Consider the following 25920-nt stretch of genomic DNA (forward strand, 5'->3'; position numbering starts at 1 on the left):
TCTCGGCATGTAATGCCTTTAAATAATATATTCCTAATTCTTTCATAAAAATTAGGTTCTTTATGTATGATAGCCATAAAATACCCAGTTTTAAAGTGTGAGTATTTTATGAGCAATATTTAAAATAGAATAAAAAATATAAAACAGAAAGCAAAAATAGCAATTAAGCTTCTTGATGAGAACTGTTTATATCGTTGTCATTAATTTCTTCTACCAATAATTCTTCCTGATTTTCTTCTAATAATTCTTCTTGAATATTATATATTTCTTTAGCAGAAGTGAGAGTTTCACCTTCTGCTTGGCGTTGTGCTTCACTGGTAGAACGCGCAACATTAATAATCACAGAAATTTGAACCTCAGGATGTAAGCTAAGAGTGATTGTGTGAAGACCGATCATTTTTATTGGATGGTTAAGTTCGACTTGATTTCTCCCAATAGAAAAGCCTTCATCTGTTATAATTTCAGCAATATCACGTGTTGATACAGAACCATAAAGTTGTCCTGTTTCACCAGCAGAACGAACAACAATGAATGATTGTCCATCAAGTTTTTCAGCAACTTTTTGCGCTTCGCTTTTGCGTTCAAGATTACGGGCTTCAAGTTGTGCACGTTGTATCTCAAAATGTTTTTTATTGGCTTCATTTGCGCGTAAAGCTTTACCTTGAGGCAAGAGAAAATTACGCGCATAACCATCTTTAACTGAGACAATATCACCCATCTGACCAAGACGAGGAATGCGCTCAAGTAAAATAATATCCATAGTTTTTCCTTTCGAACAAATAAATTTAGTGGAGTTTTTTGCGTGATTGAAAATTATATTGAATAGCAGCCCAAATTCCCATCAAAAGCATCATGAAAACAATAGGTGGAGTAAAAACGACTGTTAAAATAGCAATATAAACAAGAGAAAGTATAATAATCCGACCGTTTACCCCTTTTGTAATATTGTGAAGATATGCTAGACCACTAATTAATATGATGACAGTGTATGCAGTACTAAAGACACGGGTACTCAAGTTAAGAGAAGCGCTCAACTCAACCATCGATGCTATGCAAACAATAATGAAAATAACAATTCCAGAAATTGGAAGGCGGAGAGTTTGGCTCCAATCATCACGGGGTCTTTTCAGCCATTTCATGTGTTGTGCTGCTATCATGGAAAAGTAAAGGTTACCAATGAGAAAAACCAAACTATAAAGAGTCAAAGAAACAGCAGTAAAAGTTGCTGGATGCGTCATTAAAAGCTCACTAAAAGCGCGTATATCGGCTTCTTTTATTGACTGTGATTGTTGCAGAGTTTGTGCTATGTTTTCGGTGATTTTTTTTGCAATGACGGGTGTGGAAGGACGGGTTTGAACATAGAGCCCAATGAAAGTTGCTATAAGAGCGATAAAATTAGTTAAATGAAAAATAACCGATGATAATGGATACCATATCAGTTCGTTTTCTTTTTGCGCTGGTCGTGCAAGCCCAAGAAGCCAAGAAGCATAGACAGCAGGAAGGAAAAATAAGAACATCAAGCCAAGAGCAATATAGGTATTAGTGGTTATGATAAGAACAACAGTGGCACTTATGAGGGCGATGAGACTGGCTAATGTTCCTTGACCGAACGCAACAATAAAAATTGGCAATGAAAGAAAGCAGCCAAGAAGAAGAGAAAAAAAGGGCGCGATATTTGCAACACTGATGATTGCCATTCCTATTACAACAGCAAATAATCCTGCTAAAATACCGATTAATATCTCATAGGTACGATTTTTTTTCATTTATTGCTGTCCTGCTTTCTGCAGTTAGGGGCGTGTCAATACCCCAACTTTGACATGTAATAGCTTAACATAGGATGCAACAAGCTATTTTTAAAACCATATAAGAAAAGCAACTGGATAAACTCTCCAGTTGCATAGCGTATTGATCGTTTACTTTATAATGTACGGAAGTAAGCCTAAAAAGCGAGCACGTTTGATAGCATTAGCTAATTCACGCTGTTTTTTTTGACTAACAGCAGTAATCCGTGAAGGAACAATTTTCCCACGTTCGGAAATATAACGTTGTAACAACTTGATGTCTTTATAATCAATTTTGGGAGCATTAGTCCCTGAAAAAGGACATGTTTTACGACGACGATGAAAGGGGCGACGTGCAGAGTTTTGATTGGTATCAGTCATCATTCTACCCCTTCTATAGCATTTTCACGTTGACGACGCGGAAAACGAGGACGCTCTTCATCGTGTCCAATGTGATGGCTATTGCGATCAAGGTGTGAGAGCATAGCAGATTTTTCTTTTTCGTGTTTTTCTACGCGAATGGTCATATAACGCAAAATATCCTCATTGATGCGCATCTGACGTTCCACTTCAGCAATTGCTGAAGCTGGTGCATCAATATTGACCAAAGTATAATAAGCTTTACGGTTTTTACGAATACGGTAAGCAAGAGGACGAAGTCCCCAATTTTCTACACGCCCAACTTTTCCACCATGTGCTTCAATGACACCTTTGTAGAGACTCAAAAGTTCATCAACTTGCTGCGGTGTAATGTCTTGTCGGGCAAGGAACATATGTTCATAAAGAGCCATTGTTTTGCCTTTCTTCAATTAAATCTCACCGGTTTTAGCGCAAAGCCTCTGCGACTTGTCTTTTTTGGAAATCCAAAGAAGAAAGGACGCGTTTACGATTCGAGACATCCGAGAGCGGAGACACGGGAGGCCGGAAACATTGTATTTCCTACTGATATTTTACAGCCCTCCGTTCAACCTCCAGCTAAAGTGCCGGCAACGAATATTTCATATCTACAGGTTATCTTTTAAAATAGCAAGTTTATGCACATAAAAAAATTGATTTGTTAAATCTTGATATATTTCCCTCTTCTACAAAAAGATAGTACTGTAACATAAAGGAGAGAAAAATGGACTTTTTAAACCAGATTGATGTTACACTCTTTGAAATGTTTGTCGGCAATCATCAAGCTTGGTCGATTGTAGTTTTGTTTAGTATTTTTTGTGCAAAGTTTTTAATTTACATTATTCCTCTCCATCTTTGTGCGTTGTGGTTTTGTGGTGGGGAGAGGGAACGATGTGTCGTACTAAGCATTTGCATGAGTATTTGTGCGGCTCTTTTCGTAGGTTATCTCATTTCTCTTTTTTATTTTCATCCTCGCCCATTCGTGGTAGGGTTAGCGACACCGCTTATTCAACATCGTGCAACAGCTTCTTTTCCTAGTAATCATGCCTTGACCATTGCATCTTATGCAGCTAACTTTTATTTTTACCGATACAAAGTTGCTTTTAAATTTGCCACGGTGTTTTTGTGCTTGATCTGTTGGGCGCGCATCTTTGTGGGTGTACATTATCCCTTTGATATTTTAGCAGGTGCAATTTTAGGAAGTCTCATAAGTTTGGGTGTTATTCAGTTTATAGCTCCCTACTTTCCTAAGTTTTTATATCAAATTCCGCCTTTAAAATATAATTTTAAGAGTGGTATTCGTTTTAAATAAAGGGCTTTATCTTGATTTGTGCGGATGAATAAGGTCAAAAGAAAATAATTTAATTGTACAATTTTAGGAGTTGGTAAATGGGTGCAGCTTTTATTTTTCCAGGGCAGGGAAGTCAACTTGTTGGTATGGGGAAGGCGCTTACAGAGCAATTTATTGCCGCACGGATGGTTTTCGAGGAAGTTGATGATGCTCTGGGTGAGAAATTATCAAAGATCATTTTTGAAGGACCAGCAGATGTTTTAACGTTAACAGCAAATGCACAACCGGCATTAATGGCTGTATCCATGGCTGTCATTCGTGTGATGAAACAATTAGGGTTTTGTATAGAAGAAAAGGTAAAGTTTGTTGCTGGTCATTCTTTAGGCGAATACTCGGCTCTTTGTGCTGCTGGTACATTTGCTCTCACAGATACGGCAAGACTTTTGCGTATTCGTGGCAATGCTATGCAGGCTGCTGTCGCAGTTGGTGAAGGTTCTATGGCAGCACTGATTGGTTTGGAAGAGCACGTTGTGGAAGAAATTTGCGAAACTGTTTCTGGAGAAGGACTATGTCAGATTGCTAATGATAATGGTGGTGGACAATATGTTATTTCAGGTAAAGCAAAAGCAGTTGAGACAGCGGTAGAGATTGCATCAACAAAAGGTGCAAAACGTGCACTTCTTCTTCCAGTTTCTGCACCTTTTCATTCATCTTTAATGCAACCTGCTGCTGATGCCATGAAGAAAGCACTTTTGACTGTTAACAAAATGCCTCCTATTGTTCCTTTGATTGCCAATGTTTCTGTTGCACCTGAGAGCAATCCAGAGCGTATTACTGCTCTTCTTGTTGAACAAGTGACTGGGAGGGTGCGATGGCGTGAAACGATAGAATGGATCGCTGCTAATGGGGTTGATACGCTTTTTGAAGTTGGTTCTGGAAAAGTATTAACAGGTTTAACGCGTCGTATTAACAAAGATATAAAGGGGGTAACAATTGGAACAGTTGATGAAATAGAATCAGCGCTAGGCATGCTTGGCGTTTAATCTATAAGGAGTAAAAAAATGTTTAGATTAACAGGACGTAAAGCTCTTGTAACGGGGGCTTCGGGAGGAATTGGTGAGGCAATTGCACGCTGCTTTCATGCACAAGGAGCCATTGTTGGACTTCATGGAACACGTGAAGAAAAGCTTAGAGAAGTGGCGGCAGAATTAGGGCAGAATGTTTTTGTATTTCCCGCTAATCTTTCTGAACGCCAATCGATTAAACAATTGGCTGAAGTTGCAGAAAGAGAAATGGATGGCGTCGATATTTTGGTTAACAATGCGGGAATCACTAGGGATGGTCTTTTTGTGCGTATGCAAGATAAAGACTGGGATGATGTTTTAGAAGTTAACCTAACAGCTGCTTCTCTTTTGACGCGTGAATTAATACATTTTATGATGCGCCGCCGTTATGGAAGGATTATTAACATTACATCTGTTGTTGGTGTTGTGGGAAATCCTGGACAAACGAATTATTGTGCTGCAAAAGCAGGTTTGATAGGTTTTTCTAAAGCATTGGCACAAGAAATTGCTTCGCGAAACATCACTGTCAATTGTATTGCTCCAGGATTTATTAAATCTGCAATGACAGACAAGCTTAATGAAAAGCAAAAAGAAGCCATTATGGCGGCGATTCCAATGAAGCGTATGGGAAGTGGGCAAGAAATAGCCGCTGCGGCTGTTTATTTAGCAAGCGATGAAGCAGCCTATACGACAGGTCAAACACTTCATATCAATGGTGGAATGGCAATGATTTGAGTATTTATTTTATTCCACATTGATTTATGAGTTGTATTATTTTAGATAGTAACGATTGAAATAGAAAGATGCATCTATTTCTTTAACATGGCCGTTGATCAATTGATGTCGGAATGTCAGATTGGTTCATTTTGTAGGGGATATCCACAGGATGTTTTAAATCATTGCTAAAATCTTTTAAAGTGATGCATCTATTGCTTGATTAGATGAGCCGATATAGTTAACCAAATTATAGGAAAATATAAATTCGAGGATTTCAACATGAGTGATACAGTAGAGCGCGTTAAGAAAATTATTGTGGAACATCTTGGGGTTAATGCTGATAAAGTTGTAGAAAATGCAAGCTTTATCGATGATCTAGGGGCTGATAGCCTTGATACAGTTGAACTCGTTATGGCTTTTGAAGAAGAGTTTGGGGTAGAAATTCCAGATGAGGCTGCTGAAACGATTTTCACAGTTGGTGATGCAGTCAAGTTCATTGATAAAGCTTCTGCATGATTACTAAAGGGCAAAGGCATAAATTGCTTTTGCCTATATTCTTCGGAGCTCTTTTGAAAAGAGAGCTTTGAGAGGTGAAGTTTAGTTCAAGGTTAGAAGTTATGAGACGTGTTGTTGTTACTGGTTTAGGATTGGTATCTCCATTAGCTGGTAATATTGAATATAGTTGGAAACGACTTCTTGAAGGAAGAAGTGGTGTCCGACGTATTACTGAGTTTGATGTGTCAGATTTGCCATGCCAGATTGCTGCGCGTATCCCTTTAGGGGATGGAACAGAGGGGACCTATAATGCTGATTTGTATATGGAACCTAAAGAGCAACGTAAAGTTGATGCATTTATTGTTTATGCAATGGCTGCTGCTAACCAAGCGCTTGCAGATGCAGAATGGTTTCCTAAGAATGATGAAGATCAGATTTGTACAGGTGTGTTAATTGGTTCAGGAATTGGGGGAATTGAGGGCATTGTTGAATCTGGTTATACGCTTCGTGATAAGGGACCTCGTCGTGTTTCTCCTTTTTTTATTCCAGGTCGTTTGATTAATCTTGCTTCTGGTTATGTGTCTATTCAATATGGTTTACGAGGGCCTAATCATTCTGTTGTAACGGCTTGTTCGACAGGAGCGCATGCGATTGGTGATGCGGCACGTTTGATTATGTTTGGTGATGCCGATGTCATGGTGGCAGGGGGGGCCGAATCTCCGATAAATCGGATATCTCTTGCAGGTTTTGCAGCTTGTAGAGCTCTTTCTACTTGTCGCAATGATGATCCTGAACGGGCGTCACGTCCTTATGATGCTGATCGTGATGGTTTTGTGATGGGGGAAGGAGCGGCAGTTGTTGTTTTAGAAGAGCTGGAACATGCCAAAAAACGAGGAGCGCGTATTTATGCTGAGGTTATTGGCTATGGTTTATCTGGTGATGCTTACCACATTACAGCGCCTTCAGAAAGTGGTGAAGGGGCTCAGCGTAGTATGATGGCTGCTCTTAAGCGTGCACAAGTGAATGTGAGTGAACTTGATTACATTAATGCTCATGGTACATCAACGATGGCTGATTCTATAGAGCTAGCAGCTGTTGAACGTGTTTTAGGGAATTATGCACCACAAGTATCCATGTCATCAACGAAATCATCTATCGGGCATTTACTTGGTGCCGCCGGTGCTGCTGAGGCTATTTTTTCTGTTCTAGCTATACGGGATAATATAGCTCCAGCGACACTTAATCTTGACAATCCGTCGATTGAAACGAAAATCGATCTTGTACCACACAAACCGCGTGAACGAAAGATTGATACAATTCTTTCTAATTCTTTCGGATTTGGTGGGACAAATGCATCGTTGGTGATGCGACGTTTTAGTGGATAGTAAGTATTTTTATTTAATTTCTGCTTTTGAGTTTTCTACTTTGTTATAAGGTGAATGAGAAATTATAATATTGTCCTTAATCGCTATTGAGGGGTTATGTCCGGTGTGAAAAAAGGAAAATCATTAAAGGACGTAAGTGATTCCTCTTCGAATCATTTAGCATATAGTTATGACATGTTAGTACATAAAAAACGAAAGAAATCATCGATCGTCCGTAATCCGTTGGTTATTCTCGGTCATTTTTTTCTTATGCTGATTGTGGTTATTCTTTTCGCCATAAGTATTCCTCTTTATATTGGAAAAAGTATTTTTGAAGAAAAGGGGAAAATTGAGGAAGAACAAATTGTTCTTATCCATCCTGGCACAGGAATTCGTGAAATTGCTTCATTGCTAGAAAAACGTGGTTTCATTCGATCATCAGATATTTTTGTTTATGGGGTTGGTTATCACCAAAAAACAACGCATCTGAAGGCTGGTGAATATTTAATTCCAGCACATGCTTCGATGCAGGATATTATGGATATTCTTGTGAAAGGAAAATCTATTGAGTATACATTTACAGTACCTGAAGGTTTAACGGTTCAGCAAGTTTTCGATCGATTAGCTGCGAATGAAATTTTGATTGGAGATCTTCCAAAAATTTTGCCTCCAGAGGGCTGTTTAATGACGGATACTGTTCGTTTTATTCGGGGGACAACGCGTAAAGAGATTGTAAACAGATTGCGTGAAGAACAGACAAAATTAATTCATGCTATATGGGCTACGCGTTCGCCTGATTTACCCATTAAATCGATTGATGAATTTGTTATATTAGCCTCAATTGTTGAGAAAGAAACGGGAATTGCAGCAGAAAGACCAATGGTTGCTGCGGTATTTTATAACCGCCTTACAAAGCATATGCGTCTTCAATCGGATCCAACAGTTATTTATGGTCTCTTTGGAGGAAAAGGAAAGCCATCAGGTCGTGCAATTTATCGTTCAGATCTTGAGAAGGAAACACCATATAATACTTATAAAATTAATGGTTTGCCTCCAACAGCTATTGCAAATCCAGGTCGAGATTCTTTGAAAGCGGTGGCACATCCACCAAGCAGTGACGCACTTTATTTTGTTGCTGATGGTTCAGGAGGGCATGTTTTTTCTCGAACTTTAGAAGAACATAATGTGAATGTTCGCAAGTGGCGAGAATTAAAGGCAAGACATTGAATTTATAACGATAACACATCTTTTTGCATCGTAAATGAGAATGCAAAATATAGTAAAATTTTTCTCTTTAAACTTTTTATGAGAATGATAGAAAAATCATTTTTTTGTCTGTCACAAGTAGGATTAGCGTATGGATAAAAATATTTAAGAAAGCAGTGAATACACTGCTAATAACGTATCTCAAAAAAGAGCAGAATAACATTGAAAACTGCTAAGAAAACACATTGATTAGGGGAAAGGTTGAGATAATGTATAATTCAAATTTTGGAGAAACATTTATGAACAAAGTAGAGTGATGTAATGACAGTCTTCGAAAGTAAATTGAGTGCTATAAAAATAAATCAACGCCGCGGTTTTTTATTTATTCTCTCTTCACCTTCAGGTGCTGGTAAATCAACAATTTCTCGATTACTTCTAAAAGATGGACAATTAGAGCTTTCCGTAAGTGTGACCACAAGGAAAAGGCGTCCTAGTGAAGTAGATGGACTGCATTATCACTTTATTTCAAAGGAAGAGTTTGAATATAAGCGTGATAGAGATGAATTTATTGAATGGGCAGAAGTTCACGGAAATTATTATGGCACTTTACGTGAAACTGTTGAAAACGCATTGAGTATTGGCCGTGATATGTTATTTGATATTGATTATCAAGGTACCGAGCAGCTGCAAAAAAAGATGCTGGGAGACACTGTATCTGTTTTTATCCTTCCACCATCAATGAAAGAGCTTGTTTCGCGGTTACATCGTCGAGCAGAAGATAGTCAAGATATCATCAATTTACGATTGGAAAATGCACGAACGGAGTTAAAGCATTGGCGTTCTTATGATTATGTTGTGATTAACGAAGATTTAGATCAGTCTTTATCTTTTATTAAATCAATTTATTTAGCTGAAACCGCAAAACGCGAGCGCTGTTCTTATCTTGACTCTTTTGTTGATGGGCTTATTGCTGAAAAGATCGATAAATGTCTTGATTAAAAAAGATTGTATAACAAAAATTGCAATTTTTTAGAGAACTAGATGCGCTAAAGTTACAAATTCGGAAACCGAGAGCGTTTCAGCACGGCGCGTTCCATCAATTCCAGCTTTTTCTAACAGCACTTCACCTCCAAGTATTTTGAGATTTTGACGAAGCATTTTTCGCCTTTGTCCAAAGGCGGTTTTTGTGACGAGGCTTAGTTTTTGTGCAGAGCAGGCAAGAGGTTGTGTTCGCGGAATAATATGAACAACGGAAGAAGTTACTTTAGGTATTGGTATGAAGGCTTGAGGGGGCACATCAAAAGCAATTTTAGCAGTGGTACGCCAGCCAGTTAAGACACTAAGACGTCCATAATGAGTAGATTGAGGTTTAGCTGTAATCCGTTTGGCAACTTCACGTTGAAACATCAATGTCATTGATTCATAAAAAGGAGGCCATGGTTCAGTCAAAAGCCAATTTAATAAGAGTTGTGTTCCAATATTATAGGGAAGATTTGCAATAATGCGAGGTTTTTCTGGGCTTGTTTCAAAGAGTTTTGAGAAGTCTTGCTTCAGTGCATCATTACAAATAATTTTTAATTTTTTAGGATAGTGTTTTTCTATTTCTAAGAGAGCTGGTATGCAGCGTTCATCGCGTTCTATTGCTGTTACAATGGCGCCCTTTGCTAGCAAGGCTCGTGTGAGACCTCCAGGACCAGGACCAATTTCAAGAACAGGTTTTCCTTCTATATTACCTGCATGATGAGCAATTTTAGATGTTAAATTAAGATCAAAAAGAAAATTTTGCCCCAAAGATTTATGCGCTTGTAATCCATATATATCAATGACCTCACGTAGAGGAGGGAGATTATCTATTGGCATGGTATTAAACTATTTTCGGCAAGTTGATTTGCAAGTTTAAGAGCAGCAATAAAGCTTTCGGGAGAGGCTATCCCTTTATCAGCAATGTCAAAAGCAGTTCCGTGATCTGGGGACGTGCGAATAAAAGGGAGACCTAACGTGACATTAACAGTGCTATCAAAGTCTAATGTTTTAACAGGGATAAGGGCTTGATCATGATACATACAAATGGCAACGTCATATGCCTTTCTTGCGCATTCATGGAACATTGTGTCGGCAGGCAGCGGGCCTGCAATATTGAGTCCTTTTTTTTTAAGATATTCAATAGCAGGAGTGATAACTTCAATATCTTCTTTTCCCATTGCACCTTCTTCTCCAGCATGAGGATTAAGACCAGCAACAGCTAGTCGGGGTGACGTTATTTTAAACCGTGTTTTTAAGTCACATTCAGTAATAAGTACCGTTTGAATAATTAAATCACGGGTAAGCTGTGAAGGAACATTTTTAAATGGAATATGAACAGTTATTGGTACTGTTTTTAATCGAGGTCCTGCTAACATCATAACTGGATGATAACATTTATGAAAAGCTTTATGGGCTAAATCGGCTAAAAATTCTGTATGACCTGGAAATTGAAAACCGGCATCATAAAGATTCTTTTTTGCAATAGGACAAGTGATAAGTGCACATGCATGGCCATTTTGAATCAATTGAACACAGCGTTCAATTGCTTCAATGATTCCAGCGGCATTATTCGATGAAGGTATACCTAATTGATCACTTTGTTTGTTTTTTAATGGTATGATAGGAAGAGCGTTTTGAAAATTTTTTGCGGAATTATTGATTAAAACAGATTGCACCTCAACATCAATCTGTAAAAAACGAGCGCGCGAACGAATAACATCTGGATCAGCAAGAAGCACAAAAGGTGGAATTTGGCGCGTAACACGCAAATTCCACGCTTTTAGGACTATTTCAGGACCAATTCCGGCAGGATCACCACCGCTAACAATAAGAGCAGCCATTATGAATTTTGAATGCGCGCCACTCGCCGCAGTTCTCCTAAATATTTGTCGCTTAATTCTTCAAGTTTTTGCGGGCTTCTTTTTTTACTATCTTGAAGAGAAAATATTAGTCGAGCGACATAATCATCAGAAACTCTTTTTATTTTGCAGACAGCAATTGCTTCTATTCCATCAGATGTTTCTTGTAATTTTGTCATTTTTCCAGCAGGCGTTGCAAGAATAGCTTGTTCCCATGCATTGGGAAGTTGGGGTTCCAGAAACTTTCCTAAGTGGCGGATAGTAACGTCTAAAATACCTCTTGCTTGATTGTGAGCATTGGCACATCCACGGAAATGTGCGCGAAAATTGCTTGCTTCTCTTTGACGTCTTTCAAAAATTTCTGAACGACGATGTGCAGGAATAACAAAAACAATTCGCTGTAATGTATATTCATTGGTTGAAGGTTTTACACCACCATTTTTTAATATCCTGCGTACAGCTTCTTGTTCGCTAATCATACCTGTTTCAGCTTGATAGCGTGCACTAACAAGACGCCCCCATCCTATTTGTCCACGGATGTAATCTTTAAAGTGTTGCACAGTGATCTCAGTTTGGATCAGAATCTGGTTGAGCTGATCAATCGTCATATTATTTTGTGTCGCAAAATTCTCAAAAGCTTTATCAACTTCATCATTGCTTACTTCAATATTACGACGTTTTATTTCAATATTTTTTAGCTTTTCATCGATAAGCTCTTTTTTAGCCTGTGCCACCAAATTGCCTTGCTTTTGTTGTAATCTGAGAAAAGCAAGGCGCCTTTGTATATCATAATTTGTGATGGGGTTGCCATTAACTGTAACAACAATAGAAGTCTGCGCAAAGACTGTCGGAATCAAAAATTCATTTATTAGAAGGCTACTTACGCTCAAAGACGCAATATAAAATAAAGCAAGAACACGCTTTTTCAATTTATTCATGTGAATAGGCTTTCGCATTGTTTATTAATTCTCATCAACAACTTAAAATATACTCTTTCTTTCATAAAAACAATGATAAGTTAAATGACTGATACATTCTCTTTATAAATTAATCTATCTTTTTTCCGATATCTGCAATCGTACGCAATGAAAGAGAGAAATTAAAGTTTTGCAAGGGTGTTTTCCTGCCTGGATTCGTTACCTGTTGATAACCGAATGTTAACCCGAAACATTCATCTGTATAATTCAAGCTAATTCCTCGCTTTACAAACGTACCAGATACTAAATCATAACCGGCGTTGCTATTAATAGACCAATAATCTGCCAGTTTAAGTCCTGTTTGAAAAGAAATTTCTTGGCGCTCTTGAGGATATTCATAATCTGGTTGCTTTGCGATATAGGCATATTGTAGAGCCGCCCAAAAATTTTGCCATTTTTGTGATGCTTCGATTTCACTACGGCGGATTTTTCCTGTTTTTTTGTCAAAGCGTCCACGCGTTTCTAAGGAAAAACCACTTTTATGGGTCGCACCAAACATTGCAACATAGTCTGAACGTTTTGCCTCTAAGCTAGAATGAATACCGACATTGACAAAGTCCTTTTCTGCAAAAGAATTCTTTCCTGCTAGATGAAAGGATTGTCCAACAAGAGCATAAAGAGACCAATTGTCATTAAAGCTTCCAGAATATCTTAGACCTATATTGGCTCGTGTGCCACCTTCTACACGATCATAACCAGAAAATTTGTCTCGTTTAAAGAGAGTGGTTGCATCAAAGACAAAGCTTTGAGCATCTTCATTAGGAATTTGTCCAATATATTGTTCATTATTGCGTATAAAAATTTGTGCGGTTGGTTCTATAATATGTGTAGAATGATCAGCTGTAATGAGGAAGGGATAGCGTAGTTCCAAGCCTGCTGTTGCCATGCCACGAATTGTTGAACCATGAATTGCGGATAAGGCATTGTTTTCTGTAGAATCTGTATAATTTTCGCTTGCATTGGTTGTAATAATATCAGCTCGTAGAGAGAGAAGAGGGGTTAATATGAGGCCATTGTGCGTGTTGAAGCGCTTTTTCCACTGAAGCTCGTTTGTTAAACGCAAACTATTTCCAGCCATACCAGAAAGTCTTACTATGTTGAGAGGGTTTCCCTTCTGGTCGTGTGAACTGAAGTCAGCATGACGACGATAAATTGATTGTATATTACTATGGAAGGTAAGCTCCCCATTATAAATGGGTTCATCTGGTGTGAAAAAATAATCGATGCGCGGTAGGACCCAAGCTTGCCGAGAGTGACGTTCATAATGAGGATCATTCAATAATGAATCTTGAACTTTAAAATGATAAAAATGCATATCAAAATAATTTTTTCCTGCAAGACCATTCAGATAGATCTGAGAAAGTTGTGTAGGATTGCTATAGTTTTCAAGTTTATAGGCACGACTAAAATGCCGATCTGATTGTGCAAGAATATCCCATCCATAAGTCCAGTGTGAATTAATACGAAAGTCCCCTTTTGTTGCCAGCATATAACGGTTTTTATGCTGTGCATCAATCGTATCATTATCAAATCTATGCTGTTTCATTTGGTATATATGAGCAAAGCGAATATTATAACTGCCCATTTTTAAACGTTGACGCCATTCCCCTTCGGTTAAAAGCCCTTGTTGGGTATAAACGGTAGAAGAAAGGGTAAAATCATAGTGAGGGGCGAGATTCCAAAAATAAGAATTCTTTATCCCCATACCGAGATAATCAGTATAAAAAAAATGAGGAGTAAGCAGACCGCTAGCACGCCTGACAGTTGGATCATAGATCTCAAAATTTGGAAATTTTATAATCGGGACACCAAAAACTTCAAAACTGCTGTTTTCAAACCGAATTTTTTTGATACTATTATTCCATATGATCTTTCTTGCTTTAATTTTCCATAGGACGTCTCTATCTGGTTTATAAGAGCAAGGTTCACAGGCTGTATAGGTTGCATTTTCAAAGACTGTTATGTGATTGTTTTTGCGTGTAGCATTTTGGGCTGAAAAGTGAACATTGTTGGCTGTATCAATACGTAAGGCGTTTACAAAACCCTCGCCAAGATCTTTGGTCATATCAATTTGGTTGGAATAAATTTTATTACCATCCTTTTGAGTAATTTCAACGTTCCCTTGTGCTATAAGCCGTCCTGTTTTTTGATTGTAAATAATTTTTTGAGCGACAACTTTATTGCCATCATATTCGATTTGGACATTACCTTGTGCAGAAACAGTGTTTTCATCACGATTGTAGATGAGTTCATCCGCAGAGAGCAAAAGAGGACGTTCCGGATTTTGAATGCGACTTTGAGAAGGAGACATAAGGCTTTGAGCGTGCGCACAATAAGACAAAGCGCCTCCTAAAATAACCCCCATAACACTTTTAAAAGCGAGAGCACTTAATTTTGTTAAAATAATTTTTTTAAGCGTTAATGCTTTCACTTAGCCATCCTCTTTATGAAGTAAAAAAGAGATTCCTAAGAATAACGCGATAACAACGGGTGTCCAAGCTGCAATAATTGGTGGAATATATCCAGCATTACCAAATGCTTGAACGAGTACGGAAATAACATAAAGCATAAACCCAGCTATTACGCCACCAAGAATCAACTTTCTAGATTGCCCAAAACGTGTAAAATTTAAAGATACAGTTGCTGCAATGAGGGTCATTGCCACAAGCAATGCCGGTAATGCAATCAAAGATTGGAAATACATATCAAAATTATTAGCAGAATAGCCAAATGAACGTGCAATCATAATTTTTTTTGGCAGTTGATAAAATGGAATAGTCGCGGGATTCACTAAACGTTCCGTTAAAAATTCAGGTTTTAGATTAGTTTTTATTTGCAACACGGCAAATTTTTCAGGAGGATGCCCTATTTTATAGATTGTTCCATTTGTTAATAGCCAAGATCCATTAGTCAAGGTTGCTTTTGGGGTATTAATCCAATTTTTGACGGTTGCGTTGTCCTTGTATTGTACAAAGGTTGCATCGAGAAGAGAAAGTCCTTGGTCAGTGATAAATTTAGCACCAATGGTTGTTCTGCCTAAATTTGTACGTTGTGTTAACCAGTGGATATCTGTATTATGAAGAGGTGTTAGTACATTGTTATTGCGCCATTCAGTCATCTTTTTTTCTGCTTGAGAAAATCCCCATGCAGCAAGTGGATTAATGAGAAGAATTGAAAATAATCCCAAAAGAAAAGCTCCCAAACAGGCTGGCATAAGAAATTGCCATGCCGAAACACCGATTGAACGAGTCACCACAAGTTCAAGTTTTTTGTTGAGCGAGATAAGTGTTGCCATTGCAGAAAAGAGTGCAATGAAAGGGATGAGTTGTTGCATGATAAAAGGGATGCGTAAAACAGAGAGGAAAAATGCATCTTTTGCTGTATGATGCGGAATGGAGGATAGCCTGCCGGAGTTCTCTGTGAAATCGATTAAAAGAGCAAGAACAAAAATGCTTCCCCAGAAATAACAAGTTATTTTAAGATAACGTATAAAAAAGTATCGTCCAAGTGTCCACCCAATCATGATATTTCATCCGAGGAATCTTGAGATTTTCGATGTTCAAATTTGTTCATTACTTTTTGAAAAGCGATTTGAATAATCTCATTAACTTTTGTAGGGAGCCCAATTTTATGATTCGTTAAAAGCATAAAAAAGACAAATGCGCTTGTCCCTATGGGCATAATATAAAGGAGAGGAACGTATGCAAGATCGTTCTTTGCTTTTTCTGCGAAAAAATATCCTATCCAATACACCAGAAAAGAAAGGGCAATTGCCGAGAAATTTGCGGAATGACGAGCTTGTCGATGGGAGCATACATCCCCTGCCGCTGCTAATGCAATAAGTGAAAAAACAATAGGGTAGAGCCATTGTGTTAATCTGCGGTGAAATTCAGCTTTATATTGGAGTGGTTTTCGTTGATAGTAGGGATCTTTTGGATCAGGGTTTTGTAAATAAGAAAGAGACCGATCTTTTGGATAAAGAGTAGGTGTTTTATCACTGGGGATAAACTCCCCTAGGCTAAAAGTATATGAGTTAAATTGAACGATTGAAACACTGTTATTTTGATGGTTGACTCTTTCTATTTCACCGTTATTGAGAACCAGAAAACTGCCGTTTTTATTGCTCACAATGGATGCGTCTGTTGCATAATAAAAAAGATCAGTCTTAGGATCACGCTGGTCGGCAATGAAAAGGCGTTCAAGTGTTCCATTTGGATTTCGTTCGCCAATTTCTATGTAAAGGTTATTGGCGAGTTTTTGAAAGCTTCCTTCACTAATGAATAGATTAATAAGATCAAAATGAGCGCTTGCTAGCATTTGTCGCATATGAAGACGCGCTTGAGGAACAACAAAATTAGCTATAGAAAAGGAGATACAGGATGTAACAATAGCAAGAAGAAGGATAGGTTTCCAAACAGTACTTTTAGGAAAACCAGAGGCATTTATGACAGCAAGTTCTGAGTCTTGATGCATTGCTGAGAGGATGGTTGTAACTGCGATCACTAATGCAAATGGAATGACAAGAAAAATAACAGAAGGAACCAATGAGAGTGAAAATTGTAAGACTGTGAGGAGTGTTTGTTTGCTTGTTGTGAGAAAGTTTATCCGTGCGAGAATTTGTACTGTCCAACTAACGCCCACTGCTGCAATCATGACAGAACTAAACAAAACAAGGACACGTTTCAGGATGTAGAACTCAATAATACGCATAAATTGGGGAAAATCCTCAGCCTTTAATTCGATAGCAAATATTTTTACTGCTTTCGGTTAAAATGTAATAAAGTTTGAAAAAATATCCTTCCATGAATTGGATATTTTAACTAAATAAATAATATAAAATTGCCTATGAGTTCCTCTTTAAATTTTCCGTACATTATATTTTATTTTCAACTATAGTCTACAAAGAATCTAGAAAATAACTTAAAAAACTTTTTTATTAACGTTGAAAATAAAAATTTTTGTCTTTTAAAGACATGTGCAAAAAGATAATGATCTCAATCAAAAAAGAGGGTTTATATCTTGAACCGTTTCCTTTTATATTGGGGGTATGGAAGTTTCTCTAAAAAAGATGTTAGCTTTTTATAAAGAGTGATGAGGGCTTAAGAGGTTGGATATTTTATTCTATCATTTGACGCAGTCAACGCTGAAAGATATTTTGCCAACGCTTGTAGAGCGTGCATTGGCTCGTTTTGGTAAGGTAACAATACAATGTGTAAGTGAAGAACAACGCGATTCTATGGATATGCATTTATGGGTTTATGCGGATGAATCATTTATTGGACATGGAACTGAGTGTGATCAATATTCAAACTTTCAGCCTGTATTTCTGACGACAGGACAAGAAAATCCGAATGATTCAAAGATTCGTTTTCTCATAGAGGGAGCCGTATGTTCGAATATTGATACTTATCAACGGCTTGTTGTGATATTTGATGGTAGAAATGATGAGCAGTTGAGTCTTGTTCGTGCACAGTGGAAAAAATATAAAATGGAAAATCATAATTTAACGTATTGGCAACAGACTGAAGATCGTTGTTGGGAAAAACAGGTTTAATGCGTCTCATCTCTGTTGTTCTGATTTTTATAGGATTGGTAGGAATAGTAAATCCAGCGCTTTTTATTGCGAAAGGATCAGGGGGAGGGCGTTGGGTTTTTATTGTGATTTTTCTTTTAGGCATATTAAAGATATGGTCTACAATTAAAAAAATGAAACGGCATCATGATAATTGATCGAATTTTGCTTGTTTTATGGGCTGTGATATTGGCTTTTTTTTGCGTTTCGTGGTTGGGAACAACACATATCCTATCAGGAATGTTTACTGTTGCTTATATAAGCAATATTGCAGATTTTTTATTTTTCTTTTTAAGCGCTTTGTTCGCGGGAATATTGTGGTGGAAAATACCGCAACCCATGTCTTTAAAAATGAAACTGGCAGCATTTTTGCTGCCAGTACTTATTTTATTCTTCTTTATTATATTTTAGTTGGATATTTCATCATCTGTAAATCCGACGAAGCAAATCAGTGAAATAAAAGAAGCAAGAAGCAAATAATAGCCGATATAAGATGTATCAAAATGCTGTACCAGATATTCTGCAATATAAGGCGCAAGAGAGGCTCCCACGATACCCGATAAGTTGAAAGTAATAGAAGAACCAGTATATCGAATTGCTGTTGGGTATGGTGAAGCCAAAACAGCACCAAGAGGACTGTATATCATCCCCATGATAGACAAACCAATAACAGACATTGCAAGGACTCCTATAACTCCAGAATTTAAGAAATAAGGAATTGCAAAAGAATAGATACCGGTGATGATTGTAACCCAAATCATCAAAGTTCTACGTCTAATACGATCAGCGAGTCTTCCAGTGATGACAGTAAAAATTCCACAGAAAATAGCACCAACAATTTCGACTTGAAGAGCTTGATAAAATGGCAATTGCAGATGGTTTGTTGAGTAGCTTAACAAATAAGCAGTGACCAAGTAAAACAAAACAAATGTTGCCATACCAGAAAATATTCCAAGAAATAGGATTCGTGGACATTTTAAAAAGACATCGATGATAGGAACTTTGACTCGTTCCTTACTTTCAAGAGTTTTTTTGAATTGAACAGTTTCATTGATTGAAAGACGGACCCACAATCCTATAATCATAAAAACAACTGAAGCAATAAAAGGAATGCGCCATCCCCAAGCTAAAAGTTCTTCATGATCAAGGAAATGCAACAGACCTAAATAAACGGCAATAGATAAAAATAAACCGATTGGAACACCCAATTGGGGGAACATCGCGTACCAGCCGCGCTTTTCTGGAGGGGCATTTTCTGTTGCGAGCAAAACAGCTCCTCCCCATTCTCCTCCTAATCCCATTCCCTGTCCAATACGGCACAAGGTCAAGAGGAAAGGGGCAAACCATCCAGCGGTTTCATAAGTAGGAAGAAAACCAATAATGACTGTTGAAAGACCCATCGTGAGAAGAGAAGCAATAAGTGTTGCTTTTCTTCCAACTTTATCTCCAAAATGTCCAAAAACAATTGATCCAAAGGGGCGGGCAAAAAAGGCCGCTCCAAAGATCAGGAAAGATTGTAAAATGGCAATCTGATCATTTTGTGTTGGAAAAAACACATGAGGAAATATGAGAGCTGCGGCAGTGGCAAAGACATAGAAATCAAAGAATTCAATTGTTGGGCCAATAAGGCTTGCAAACAAAATGCGACGAGGGGAATTTCTGTTGCTTTTACCTTGCATTTCTAAGTTTATAGACATGAATAGAATGTCCCTTTCAGTATATGACAAATCAAATGATGAGTTAACTGACTATAATTATAAAAATTTCAAATTACTGTCGAGTCGATATTATGATGTTTCTTATATATTAGAACAATGGTTATGGCTTGATGAGCATGAATAAGTGTTCTTTAGATTATCCAAGTTAAATAGAATAAAGACACTGTTTTAAATGCTGTAGAGGATGAAATATGTGGATATAAAGGCTGCTCTCATTAATATTACTGTTTCCTTTAATGTTTAATGCCATTTTTATCTATTGAGGGATCAATCTTATTTATAGATCAGCCTTTGGTATCTCAAAAATATTTTTCATAGATGTAATTATAACACTTTTTAAGCGTATCTGAAAGAAATTAAATCTTTTATTTGTGCATGTATTTTAAAACACAGGATGTATATTTGATCTGTCAGAGTTTAGTCCATCGAATGCTTTATCATCTTAAAAAAACATGAGGTTGAGCAATTGCATTGAGTTGTTTTGGTCTATGCACTTTTTTCTAAATAGGGAAACTTAAATTTGAAATTATGGAGTGTGAATAATGCAACGCAAATTGAAATTAAGTTTTTGTGCGTTAATGACCAGCGGTTTTTTTGTCAAGATTGCGAGTGCAGATGGAGTAGCGACACCAAAAGAAAAGTTATTAACACCAGTAAGTATCAGTGAACATCTAGAAGAGACAAAAAAAATGTTATCGGAAGTGAGGGGATTAAAAGAAAAAAAAGGGGGATCAAAAAGGATAGAGAATAAACAGATAGTAGAAGGAAGTAAGTCTTCAGAAGAGGAAAGGAAGAGATTAGAAAGCCTATTCTTTGAAGTACTCACAAATTCAATAATAAGTGATGGTGCTACTGTCTATATTACTAATCGTGACTCTGAAGATTCTGAAATAAATAGCTTTAAATATGAAGATGCAGGCTATTCCATCAATAATACGATTCAAGAAGGTGGAAAACTCTACATTGATGCAGCAAGTGTTAGCAGGGATACGACAATTGAGAGTGGTGGTATTGAATTCGTCCAAAATCTGAGCAGTTCAGAATATGCCACTGTTAAAAAAGGTGGTAAACAAATTGTTGAGAGTGGTGCAAATGCTGAGGGGGCTAAAATCTATGGTGGTGAGCAGATTATTTTTGGTAAAGGGGTCCTTGGAACTGGTTTGTCGCGTAAAGATAAGGAAAGTAGTGCTTATAACACTGAAATTTATGCTGAAGATGGAATCCTAGGACTACAAAGTGTCTATAGTGGGGGGATGGTTGTTGATACAAAGGTTATGAAAGGAGGTGTCCAGAATCTTGATGGTAAAGAGAATTTTAATAACGGATTCTCAGAAGATACTGATACAGCTGATACAGAAAATGAGGATTTTACAATCAATGAGGGGGCTTTTGCACTTAGTACCGAACTTTTTAAAAATGGTGCGCAGAATATCTTAGCAGGAGGGAATGCGAGCGAAGTTACTTTATATGATAGAGCTACTCAGAAGATATATGATTCTGGATACGCGGATAATCTAACAATTAACCACCAAGCACAATCATGGGTTTTTGCTGGTGCAATATTAGATAAGGATACAAATGTTAATGATTTTGGCAACCTCTATCTTTATGCTGGGAATGGTGAAGCTGTTACGGAAGTAGAAAATCTTATTTTAAATGGAGAAGATGCCAAGCTATACATTATTGCTGTTGAAGATAATGGCAAAAAATCTCAGGTTAATATCCAGAATGTAACTGGAAGTGGCAGGGTTATTTTTACGTCTTCTGGGGCTGATAAGCATTACTCTAAGCTTAATATTGATAATCTATCAGGTTCTTTACATTTTGAGTTGAATGTCAACTTTGCCAAGCATCTTAGTGATTATCTTGTTATTAAAGAAAGTGGTTCAGGTTATCATACAATAAGTATTACTGATTCTGGAGGTGAGGTTATAACCCCTTCCCACAAAAAGCTTAAATTAATTTCTGATCATAGTGGAAACGCTCATTTTACTCTGACAAACAGTTTTGGTGAAAAAATCAGAGCTATTGATGCCGGAACATACATGTACAGTTTGAAACATAGAAAAAATGAGAGCAGTGGTAAAATTTGGTATTTAGACGCGAATTATGCTCTTGATGAGGAAAATACCTCTTTATTTTCTGATTTTAACTTGCAACCATCTGCGATGGCTTCATTATCGAATGATCTCATAGAACGCACAATTGAAAAGGGAATGATTATTACGATTGCTGATCCTAGCTTTGATAGTAACAGTGAGAAAGTTGATAGCAATGGAGAAACTTCAATTAGTAATATAGTTAAAGATGCTGGAAAGCTTTCCGTTTATAACGGTGGTTTTAGCCTGTATACGATAATTCAAAGAGGCGGTACTGAACTTATTAGAACACAGGGTCTTTCACAGGATAGTACAGTTAAGAGAGGGGGAAAACAAAAGGTTGAAGATGGGGGAAAAGCTGAAGGGGCTAAAATTTACGGTGGTGAGCAGTTTGTTTCAGGAAAGTCTAATATCAAAGGTGGGATGGTAAGGAGTAGCGCCTATGACACTGTCGTTTCTGGTAAAAATGGAGTGCTAGGATACCAGAATGTGTATGATGATGGAGAGGTTTTTAGCACAAAGATCATGGAAGGAGGGGTACAAAATCTTTTTGTGGAAGAAGATCTAGACCATTATAGCAGTTTTGCATTTGATACGAAGATCTTTTCTGGTGGAGAACAACACGTTTTAGCGGGAGGAATCGCGATTGGTGTTCTCTTACAAGGGAATGCTTTTCAAGCAATAGATTTAGGAGGCTATGTAAAAGATTTAACGATTAAGGATCAAGCACAATCGTGGTTACATTCTGGTGCAACACTAGAAGGAAACACCATGATTCATGATTCTGGACGGATTTATCTTTATGCTGGTGCTGAGCAATCTCATACTGAAGTAGAAAAAATTGTTTTAAATGGCAAAGATACCACATTATACTCTATTGCTTCCAAGATGGATGGTGAAAGCTCTTTGATTGAGGATCTAAGCGGGGATGGACGCGTTGTTTTTACTTCTACCGTGTTTAATCCACATTACTCTAAACTTGAGGTCGGTAATCTTTCAGGTAATTTACATTTTAGGTTTAATACTAATTTTGCAGAACAGCGCGGTGATTATCTTCTTATAAAAAAAGGAGCAGGTCATCACACCATCAGCGTTATCGATTCTGGTGTTGAAATGACCAATTCTCTTCTACAAAATCAGAACTTAGTTTTGGAGCTTGATTTAATTCATGATCAAAGCGGAAATGCGCATTTTACTCTGATAGATTTTTTGGGTGAGGAGATAGCTACTGTTGATAATGGAGTCTACATGTACGCTCTCAAGAAAAGAGATCATAACGGTGGAAAGATTTGGTCTTTATCGACACCATCTACATCGGAAAAAATTTCTACTCCTATCTTTCCTCCATCTCATACGGAGTTGCCTATAGATAACTCTTTTGAGCAAGACAATACTGTTTCTCCTTCGGAAGATTCTAGAGCCAATTCTTATACAGGTGATTTCAATTTTTATGCAGAGGATTTCATTACTGGTCTAGGTAAAAAATTTTTACAAAACTCCATACTCGGTGACAATAGCATAGTTTATATTGTTGGTGATGGAGAAACGGATGATTTTAAATTATCCATTAATAATACAGTTCCAGAAACTGCAACACTCTATGTTAAGAATGGTGGTTTTAGTAAGAATACAACAATTGAAAATGGTGGTTCAGAGATTGTAGGGGAACAGGGTATCTCAGAATTTACGATTATTTACGAGGGTGGAAAACAAAGAGTGGAGGGAGGAGGATCCGCATTGAGAGCTGAAATTTATGGTGGTGAGCAGCTTGTTTTCGGAGATAGTTATGTAAATGGTGAAATTGTGGGAAGTAGCACTTATAACACGACACTTTATGGTCAAGGTGACACGCCGGGACAGCAGAATGTATATGATGATGGGATGGCGGTGGGAACAAAAGTGATGAGTGGAGGAATACAAACTCTTGCTAAATGGTTTGCAGATGATGATAATTTTGTACAAAAAAGTGGTGGCTTAGCCGTGAATACTGAGGTTTTCGCGGGTGGGGTACAGCGGCTGTTAGCAGGGGGAGAGGCGGACATTGTGACTTTACACCGCCATGCTGCTCAAGAAGTTCATGCTGGTAGCATTGTAAAAAATCTAACAATTAAAGAAGGAGCCAATTCATGGGTTTTTGCTGGTGCGATGTTGGAAGAAAAAATAAAGATTCATGATTTTGGACAAGTTCATATTTATGCTGGAAATAATAGCTTTTATACTGAATATAAAAATTCTCAGACAACAGTAGATGATATTAATTTAGAGGGAGAAAACGCTAAATTATACTCTATTTCTACTGGATATGGAAACACAGAAATCTATATTAAGAAGCTAAGCGGTGTGGGAAATATTATTTTTACTTCTACAGAATCCGATTTACATTACTCTAAACTTTATATTGATAATCTTTTTGGGAGTCTACATTTCGATTTTAATGTTAGCCTTGCAGAAGGAGAGGGTGATTATCTCTTTATCAAGAATGGTCGTGGTTCTCACACAATAAGTATTGTAGATTCCGGTATTGAAATTGTTGATCCTTCTTCAACAGAACTTGATTTAATAGTTGATCAAAGTGGAGGAGCACATTTTACTCTGAGAAGCTTTTCTGGTGCAAATGTTAAAACTATTGATGGCGGAATCTATATGTATGGTTTAAAACAGAGAATTGATGAGGATGGGGGTGAAAAAGTTTGGTATTTATCTGCGGTATTTATTGATAATGTTTCATTTCTCAACAGTTTGCCACGTAGTAGGAGTAGATCTGCGTGGCATTTAAATCAAAATCAATCAGTTTCTTCTCTTTCAACTATTACAGTTACAAAAGAGCATGCTATTAAGTTGCTACATCGAAGAGAAAACCGCCAAAACTTAAGGCAAAAATCTCCAGATTCTGTATCTCTAACTGTTTCAACTCTTGGAAGTCAAATTATTGAAGGGGCATATCCAGCAAGTCCTCTTCATTTTTCTGATGGAAAGCAACCTGCTGTTGTTTCAGAATCTTCACAATCTTTAGCTGATCAAATGATTTTGCGTCCAGTTCATAAAGAACAACCTTCTCCACAATTGAGAGAGACGCTTTCAGTTTCTCACTTTTTAACCACTCCCTCTACAGATGCGGTATTGTCTATGTCTGTGGCTCCAGCGATGGTTTTTCACAATGAAATGCAAACCGTGCGTGCGGGAAGAGGAATTCTAGATAAAAGTAACAAGAATGCAGCTTTATGGACCTATGCGATCAAGTCTAAAGAGAGTATTGCTACAGAGCATATAGATTTTAAGTTGGATCAGACAGGTATTGTTTTAGGGATCAATAGTTTAAGCGAGTGGGAAAATGGAGAATTTTATATAGGTGGTTTTGGCAGTTATGACCGCGCGCGCATTGCGCATGCACGGGGTGGTATAAGCGGTATTAATACTTATGGCATTGGCGCTTATGTTACTTATTTGGATCATAGTGGTTGGTATCTCGATGGTATTTTAAAATATAATCATTATCAGAATACTCTAAAGGCCGTTTCAACGAATGGTTTAGGGATTGAAGGAAGTTATAGGCAATGGGCGGTGGGTACTTCCTTTGAAGCAGGTTATCGACTTAAGACGTCAAAGAGCAGTTGGTTGCAGCCTTATGGACAATTTACATGGTTGCAAGTTGAAGGTAAAGAAATCAAGTTATCAAATGACATGATAGGTGACATGCGTCCATTCACTTCATTACGCAGTGAGGTTGGCATATCTTTAGGATATGAATTTGGTTCTCGTATGGATTCCTCATCACTTGCGTATATTACAGCAGCATGGTTGCGTGAGCATAAAGATGACAACCATACATTGATTAATCAACGGCATTCATTTACCACTGACTTATCGGGTAATGCAGGTAAGTTAGGAATCGGTTTGAGCAGTTTAGTGAGTGAGAAGTTAAAGTTATATGGTGAGGCACATTATGTTAAAGGACGTAAAACAAAACAGTCCCTTCAGGGTATTTTAGGTGTACGCTATAGTTTCTAATTATATGGTTATTTTTTAGTTATCTTTAAATGTATGATTGTTTTTAAAGGTCTTTAATTGAAGGTTCAGAGAACAATTTTTCAGAGCATGCAGCTTCGCTTTTCATGATAAACTGTATACCCTTATATACTTTATTATGCATTACTTTTTCTTTGATAAGAAAACTCCGAGGAAATGCTAAAGAAGCACTATAAAAACGCCCTTATATTCTTGATCAAAAAAGTATTTAAAAAACTGTAGAGAACAGTTTTTTATGGGATAAAGAGGATTTTTAAGAAGGATTGTTTGCAATCTAAGGTTGAAAATATGTTTTGTAGAGCTAATTACGTTTAGTGTCTATGCAGGCG

At 37.4% G+C, this 25920-nt stretch carries 22 protein-coding genes; 11 read left to right on the forward strand and 11 right to left on the reverse strand.

From position 1 onward, the window contains the following. Positions 1-163: 163 nt before the first annotated feature. From rplI to rpsF, 4 genes are all read right to left on the reverse strand, one after another. A complete protein-coding gene (gene rplI / locus ACFIJK_RS01090) occupies positions 164-760 on the reverse strand; it encodes a 50S ribosomal protein L9 (RefSeq protein WP_375625876.1) in 597 nt (198 codons plus the stop codon). Positions 761-785: 25 nt separating this feature from the next. After that, positions 786-1766, reverse strand: coding sequence for a hypothetical protein (locus tag ACFIJK_RS01095; RefSeq protein WP_375625878.1), 981 nt, complete (start codon positions 1764-1766; stop codon positions 786-788). A gap of 150 nt (positions 1767-1916) precedes the next feature. Next, complete coding sequence (rpsR, locus tag ACFIJK_RS01100) at positions 1917-2165, reverse strand: 30S ribosomal protein S18 (RefSeq protein WP_375625880.1); 249 nt, start codon at positions 2163-2165, stop codon at positions 1917-1919. Continuing rightward, complete coding sequence (rpsF, locus tag ACFIJK_RS01105; RefSeq protein WP_375625882.1) at positions 2165-2575, reverse strand: 30S ribosomal protein S6; 411 nt, start codon at positions 2573-2575, stop codon at positions 2165-2167. Before rpsF ends, rpsR begins: the two co-directional genes overlap by 1 nt. A 329-nt stretch (positions 2576-2904) precedes the next feature. Here rpsF and ACFIJK_RS01110 point away from each other — a divergent pair, with 329 nt between their 5' ends. From ACFIJK_RS01110 to gmk, 7 genes are all read left to right on the forward strand, one after another. After that, positions 2905-3492 carry an undecaprenyl-diphosphatase gene (locus tag ACFIJK_RS01110; protein ID WP_375625884.1) on the forward strand — a complete coding sequence of 196 codons (588 nt, stop codon included), beginning with the start codon at positions 2905-2907 and terminating at the stop codon, positions 3490-3492. A gap of 77 nt (positions 3493-3569) precedes the next feature. Next, complete coding sequence (fabD, locus tag ACFIJK_RS01115; protein ID WP_375625886.1) at positions 3570-4514, forward strand: ACP S-malonyltransferase; 945 nt, start codon at positions 3570-3572, stop codon at positions 4512-4514. 18 nt (positions 4515-4532) lie between these two features. After that, positions 4533-5270, forward strand: a complete 738-nt coding sequence (gene fabG, locus ACFIJK_RS01120) for a 3-oxoacyl-[acyl-carrier-protein] reductase (protein WP_375625888.1) — start codon at positions 4533-4535, stop codon at positions 5268-5270. A 261-nt stretch (positions 5271-5531) separates the two neighbouring features. After that, entirely contained in the window at positions 5532-5768 is a 237-nt protein-coding gene (locus ACFIJK_RS01125; RefSeq protein WP_004860281.1) for an acyl carrier protein, read from the forward strand. Positions 5769-5869: 101 nt separating this feature from the next. Further along, entirely contained in the window at positions 5870-7132 is a 1263-nt protein-coding gene (fabF, locus tag ACFIJK_RS01130) for a beta-ketoacyl-ACP synthase II (protein WP_375625890.1), read from the forward strand. A 96-nt stretch (positions 7133-7228) separates the two neighbouring features. Further along, positions 7229-8338: an endolytic transglycosylase MltG gene (mltG, locus tag ACFIJK_RS01135; protein ID WP_375625016.1), complete on the forward strand. Its 1110-nt coding sequence runs from the start codon at positions 7229-7231 to the stop codon at positions 8336-8338. A gap of 300 nt (positions 8339-8638) precedes the next feature. Continuing rightward, positions 8639-9316 (forward strand): guanylate kinase, encoded by a 678-nt coding sequence (gmk, locus tag ACFIJK_RS01140; protein WP_375625015.1) that lies wholly within the window; start codon positions 8639-8641, stop codon positions 9314-9316. 30 nt (positions 9317-9346) lie between these two features. Here the strand turns inward: gmk and rsmA are convergent, their stop codons facing one another. The 6 genes from rsmA to lptF form a co-directional block, all read right to left on the reverse strand. Then, on the reverse strand, positions 9347-10177 hold the full coding sequence (gene rsmA / locus ACFIJK_RS01145) for a 16S rRNA (adenine(1518)-N(6)/adenine(1519)-N(6))-dimethyltransferase RsmA (protein WP_375625014.1): 831 nt from the start codon (positions 10175-10177) through the stop codon (positions 9347-9349). Beyond that, positions 10168-11181, reverse strand: a complete 1014-nt coding sequence (pdxA, locus tag ACFIJK_RS01150; protein WP_375625893.1) for a 4-hydroxythreonine-4-phosphate dehydrogenase PdxA — start codon at positions 11179-11181, stop codon at positions 10168-10170. The genes rsmA and pdxA overlap by 10 nt, the downstream gene beginning before the upstream one ends. Next, positions 11181-12137 carry a SurA N-terminal domain-containing protein gene (locus ACFIJK_RS01155; RefSeq protein WP_375625012.1) on the reverse strand — a complete coding sequence of 319 codons (957 nt, stop codon included), beginning with the start codon at positions 12135-12137 and terminating at the stop codon, positions 11181-11183. The genes pdxA and ACFIJK_RS01155 overlap by 1 nt, the downstream gene beginning before the upstream one ends. A gap of 109 nt (positions 12138-12246) precedes the next feature. Next, the gene (locus ACFIJK_RS01160) at positions 12247-14607 is read right to left on the reverse strand and encodes an LPS-assembly protein LptD (RefSeq protein WP_375625896.1); all 2361 of its coding nucleotides are present in this window, start codon (positions 14605-14607) and stop codon (positions 12247-12249) included. Next, the gene (gene lptG, locus ACFIJK_RS01165; RefSeq protein ID WP_375625898.1) at positions 14608-15699 is read right to left on the reverse strand and encodes an LPS export ABC transporter permease LptG; all 1092 of its coding nucleotides are present in this window, start codon (positions 15697-15699) and stop codon (positions 14608-14610) included. Continuing rightward, the gene (gene lptF, locus ACFIJK_RS01170) at positions 15696-16886 is read right to left on the reverse strand and encodes an LPS export ABC transporter permease LptF (protein ID WP_375625900.1); all 1191 of its coding nucleotides are present in this window, start codon (positions 16884-16886) and stop codon (positions 15696-15698) included. Before lptF ends, lptG begins: the two co-directional genes overlap by 4 nt. Positions 16887-17283: 397 nt before the next feature. Between lptF and ACFIJK_RS01175 the strand changes: the two genes are divergently transcribed. From ACFIJK_RS01175 to ACFIJK_RS01185, 3 genes are read left to right on the forward strand one after another with little or no spacing between them, the layout of a single operon-like run. After that, positions 17284-17730: a DNA polymerase III subunit chi gene (locus tag ACFIJK_RS01175; RefSeq protein ID WP_330167384.1), complete on the forward strand. Its 447-nt coding sequence runs from the start codon at positions 17284-17286 to the stop codon at positions 17728-17730. Next, positions 17730-17906 carry a hypothetical protein gene (locus ACFIJK_RS01180; protein WP_375619424.1) on the forward strand — a complete coding sequence of 59 codons (177 nt, stop codon included), beginning with the start codon at positions 17730-17732 and terminating at the stop codon, positions 17904-17906. Before ACFIJK_RS01175 ends, ACFIJK_RS01180 begins: the two co-directional genes overlap by 1 nt. Further along, positions 17896-18159, forward strand: coding sequence for a hypothetical protein (locus tag ACFIJK_RS01185; protein ID WP_012754973.1), 264 nt, complete (start codon positions 17896-17898; stop codon positions 18157-18159). Before ACFIJK_RS01180 ends, ACFIJK_RS01185 begins: the two co-directional genes overlap by 11 nt. Here ACFIJK_RS01185 and ACFIJK_RS01190 read toward each other — a convergent pair. Further along, on the reverse strand, positions 18156-19445 hold the full coding sequence (locus ACFIJK_RS01190) for an MFS transporter (RefSeq protein ID WP_375625903.1): 1290 nt from the start codon (positions 19443-19445) through the stop codon (positions 18156-18158). The genes ACFIJK_RS01185 and ACFIJK_RS01190 overlap by 4 nt on opposite strands. Before the next feature lie 563 nt (positions 19446-20008). Between ACFIJK_RS01190 and bafA the strand changes: the two genes are divergently transcribed. Then, positions 20009-25573, forward strand: coding sequence for a BafA family autotransporter (bafA, locus tag ACFIJK_RS01195; protein WP_375625905.1), 5565 nt, complete (start codon positions 20009-20011; stop codon positions 25571-25573). Positions 25574-25920: the final 347 nt, after the last annotated feature.

Origin of the sequence: Bartonella sp. PS17NMGDW (genome assembly GCF_042193555.1) — a bacterium.
Classification (GTDB): Bacteria; Pseudomonadota; Alphaproteobacteria; order Rhizobiales; family Rhizobiaceae; genus Bartonella; species Bartonella grahamii.

Coding starts and splice junctions, on each gene's coding strand:
- rplI (WP_375625876.1), bottom strand. CDS start 760: ATGGATATTATTTTACTTGAGCGCATTCCTCGTCTTGGTCAGATGGGT.
- ACFIJK_RS01095 (WP_375625878.1), bottom strand. CDS start 1,766: ATGAAAAAAAATCGTACCTATGAGATATTAATCGGTATTTTAGCAGGA.
- rpsR (WP_375625880.1), bottom strand. CDS start 2,165: ATGACTGATACCAATCAAAACTCTGCACGTCGCCCCTTTCATCGTCGT.
- rpsF (WP_375625882.1), bottom strand. CDS start 2,575: ATGGCTCTTTATGAACATATGTTCCTTGCCCGACAAGACATTACACCG.
- ACFIJK_RS01110 (WP_375625884.1), top strand. CDS start 2,905: ATGGACTTTTTAAACCAGATTGATGTTACACTCTTTGAAATGTTTGTC.
- fabD (WP_375625886.1), top strand. CDS start 3,570: ATGGGTGCAGCTTTTATTTTTCCAGGGCAGGGAAGTCAACTTGTTGGT.
- fabG (WP_375625888.1), top strand. CDS start 4,533: ATGTTTAGATTAACAGGACGTAAAGCTCTTGTAACGGGGGCTTCGGGA.
- ACFIJK_RS01125 (WP_004860281.1), top strand. CDS start 5,532: ATGAGTGATACAGTAGAGCGCGTTAAGAAAATTATTGTGGAACATCTT.
- fabF (WP_375625890.1), top strand. CDS start 5,870: ATGAGACGTGTTGTTGTTACTGGTTTAGGATTGGTATCTCCATTAGCT.
- mltG (WP_375625016.1), top strand. CDS start 7,229: ATGTCCGGTGTGAAAAAAGGAAAATCATTAAAGGACGTAAGTGATTCC.
- gmk (WP_375625015.1), top strand. CDS start 8,639: ATGACAGTCTTCGAAAGTAAATTGAGTGCTATAAAAATAAATCAACGC.
- rsmA (WP_375625014.1), bottom strand. CDS start 10,177: ATGCCAATAGATAATCTCCCTCCTCTACGTGAGGTCATTGATATATAT.
- pdxA (WP_375625893.1), bottom strand. CDS start 11,181: ATGGCTGCTCTTATTGTTAGCGGTGGTGATCCTGCCGGAATTGGTCCT.
- ACFIJK_RS01155 (WP_375625012.1), bottom strand. CDS start 12,137: ATGAATAAATTGAAAAAGCGTGTTCTTGCTTTATTTTATATTGCGTCT.
- lptG (WP_375625898.1), bottom strand. CDS start 15,699: ATGATTGGGTGGACACTTGGACGATACTTTTTTATACGTTATCTTAAA.
- lptF (WP_375625900.1), bottom strand. CDS start 16,886: ATGCGTATTATTGAGTTCTACATCCTGAAACGTGTCCTTGTTTTGTTT.
- ACFIJK_RS01180 (WP_375619424.1), top strand. CDS start 17,730: ATGCGTCTCATCTCTGTTGTTCTGATTTTTATAGGATTGGTAGGAATA.
- ACFIJK_RS01185 (WP_012754973.1), top strand. CDS start 17,896: ATGATAATTGATCGAATTTTGCTTGTTTTATGGGCTGTGATATTGGCT.
- ACFIJK_RS01190 (WP_375625903.1), bottom strand. CDS start 19,445: ATGTCTATAAACTTAGAAATGCAAGGTAAAAGCAACAGAAATTCCCCT.
- bafA (WP_375625905.1), top strand. CDS start 20,009: ATGCAACGCAAATTGAAATTAAGTTTTTGTGCGTTAATGACCAGCGGT.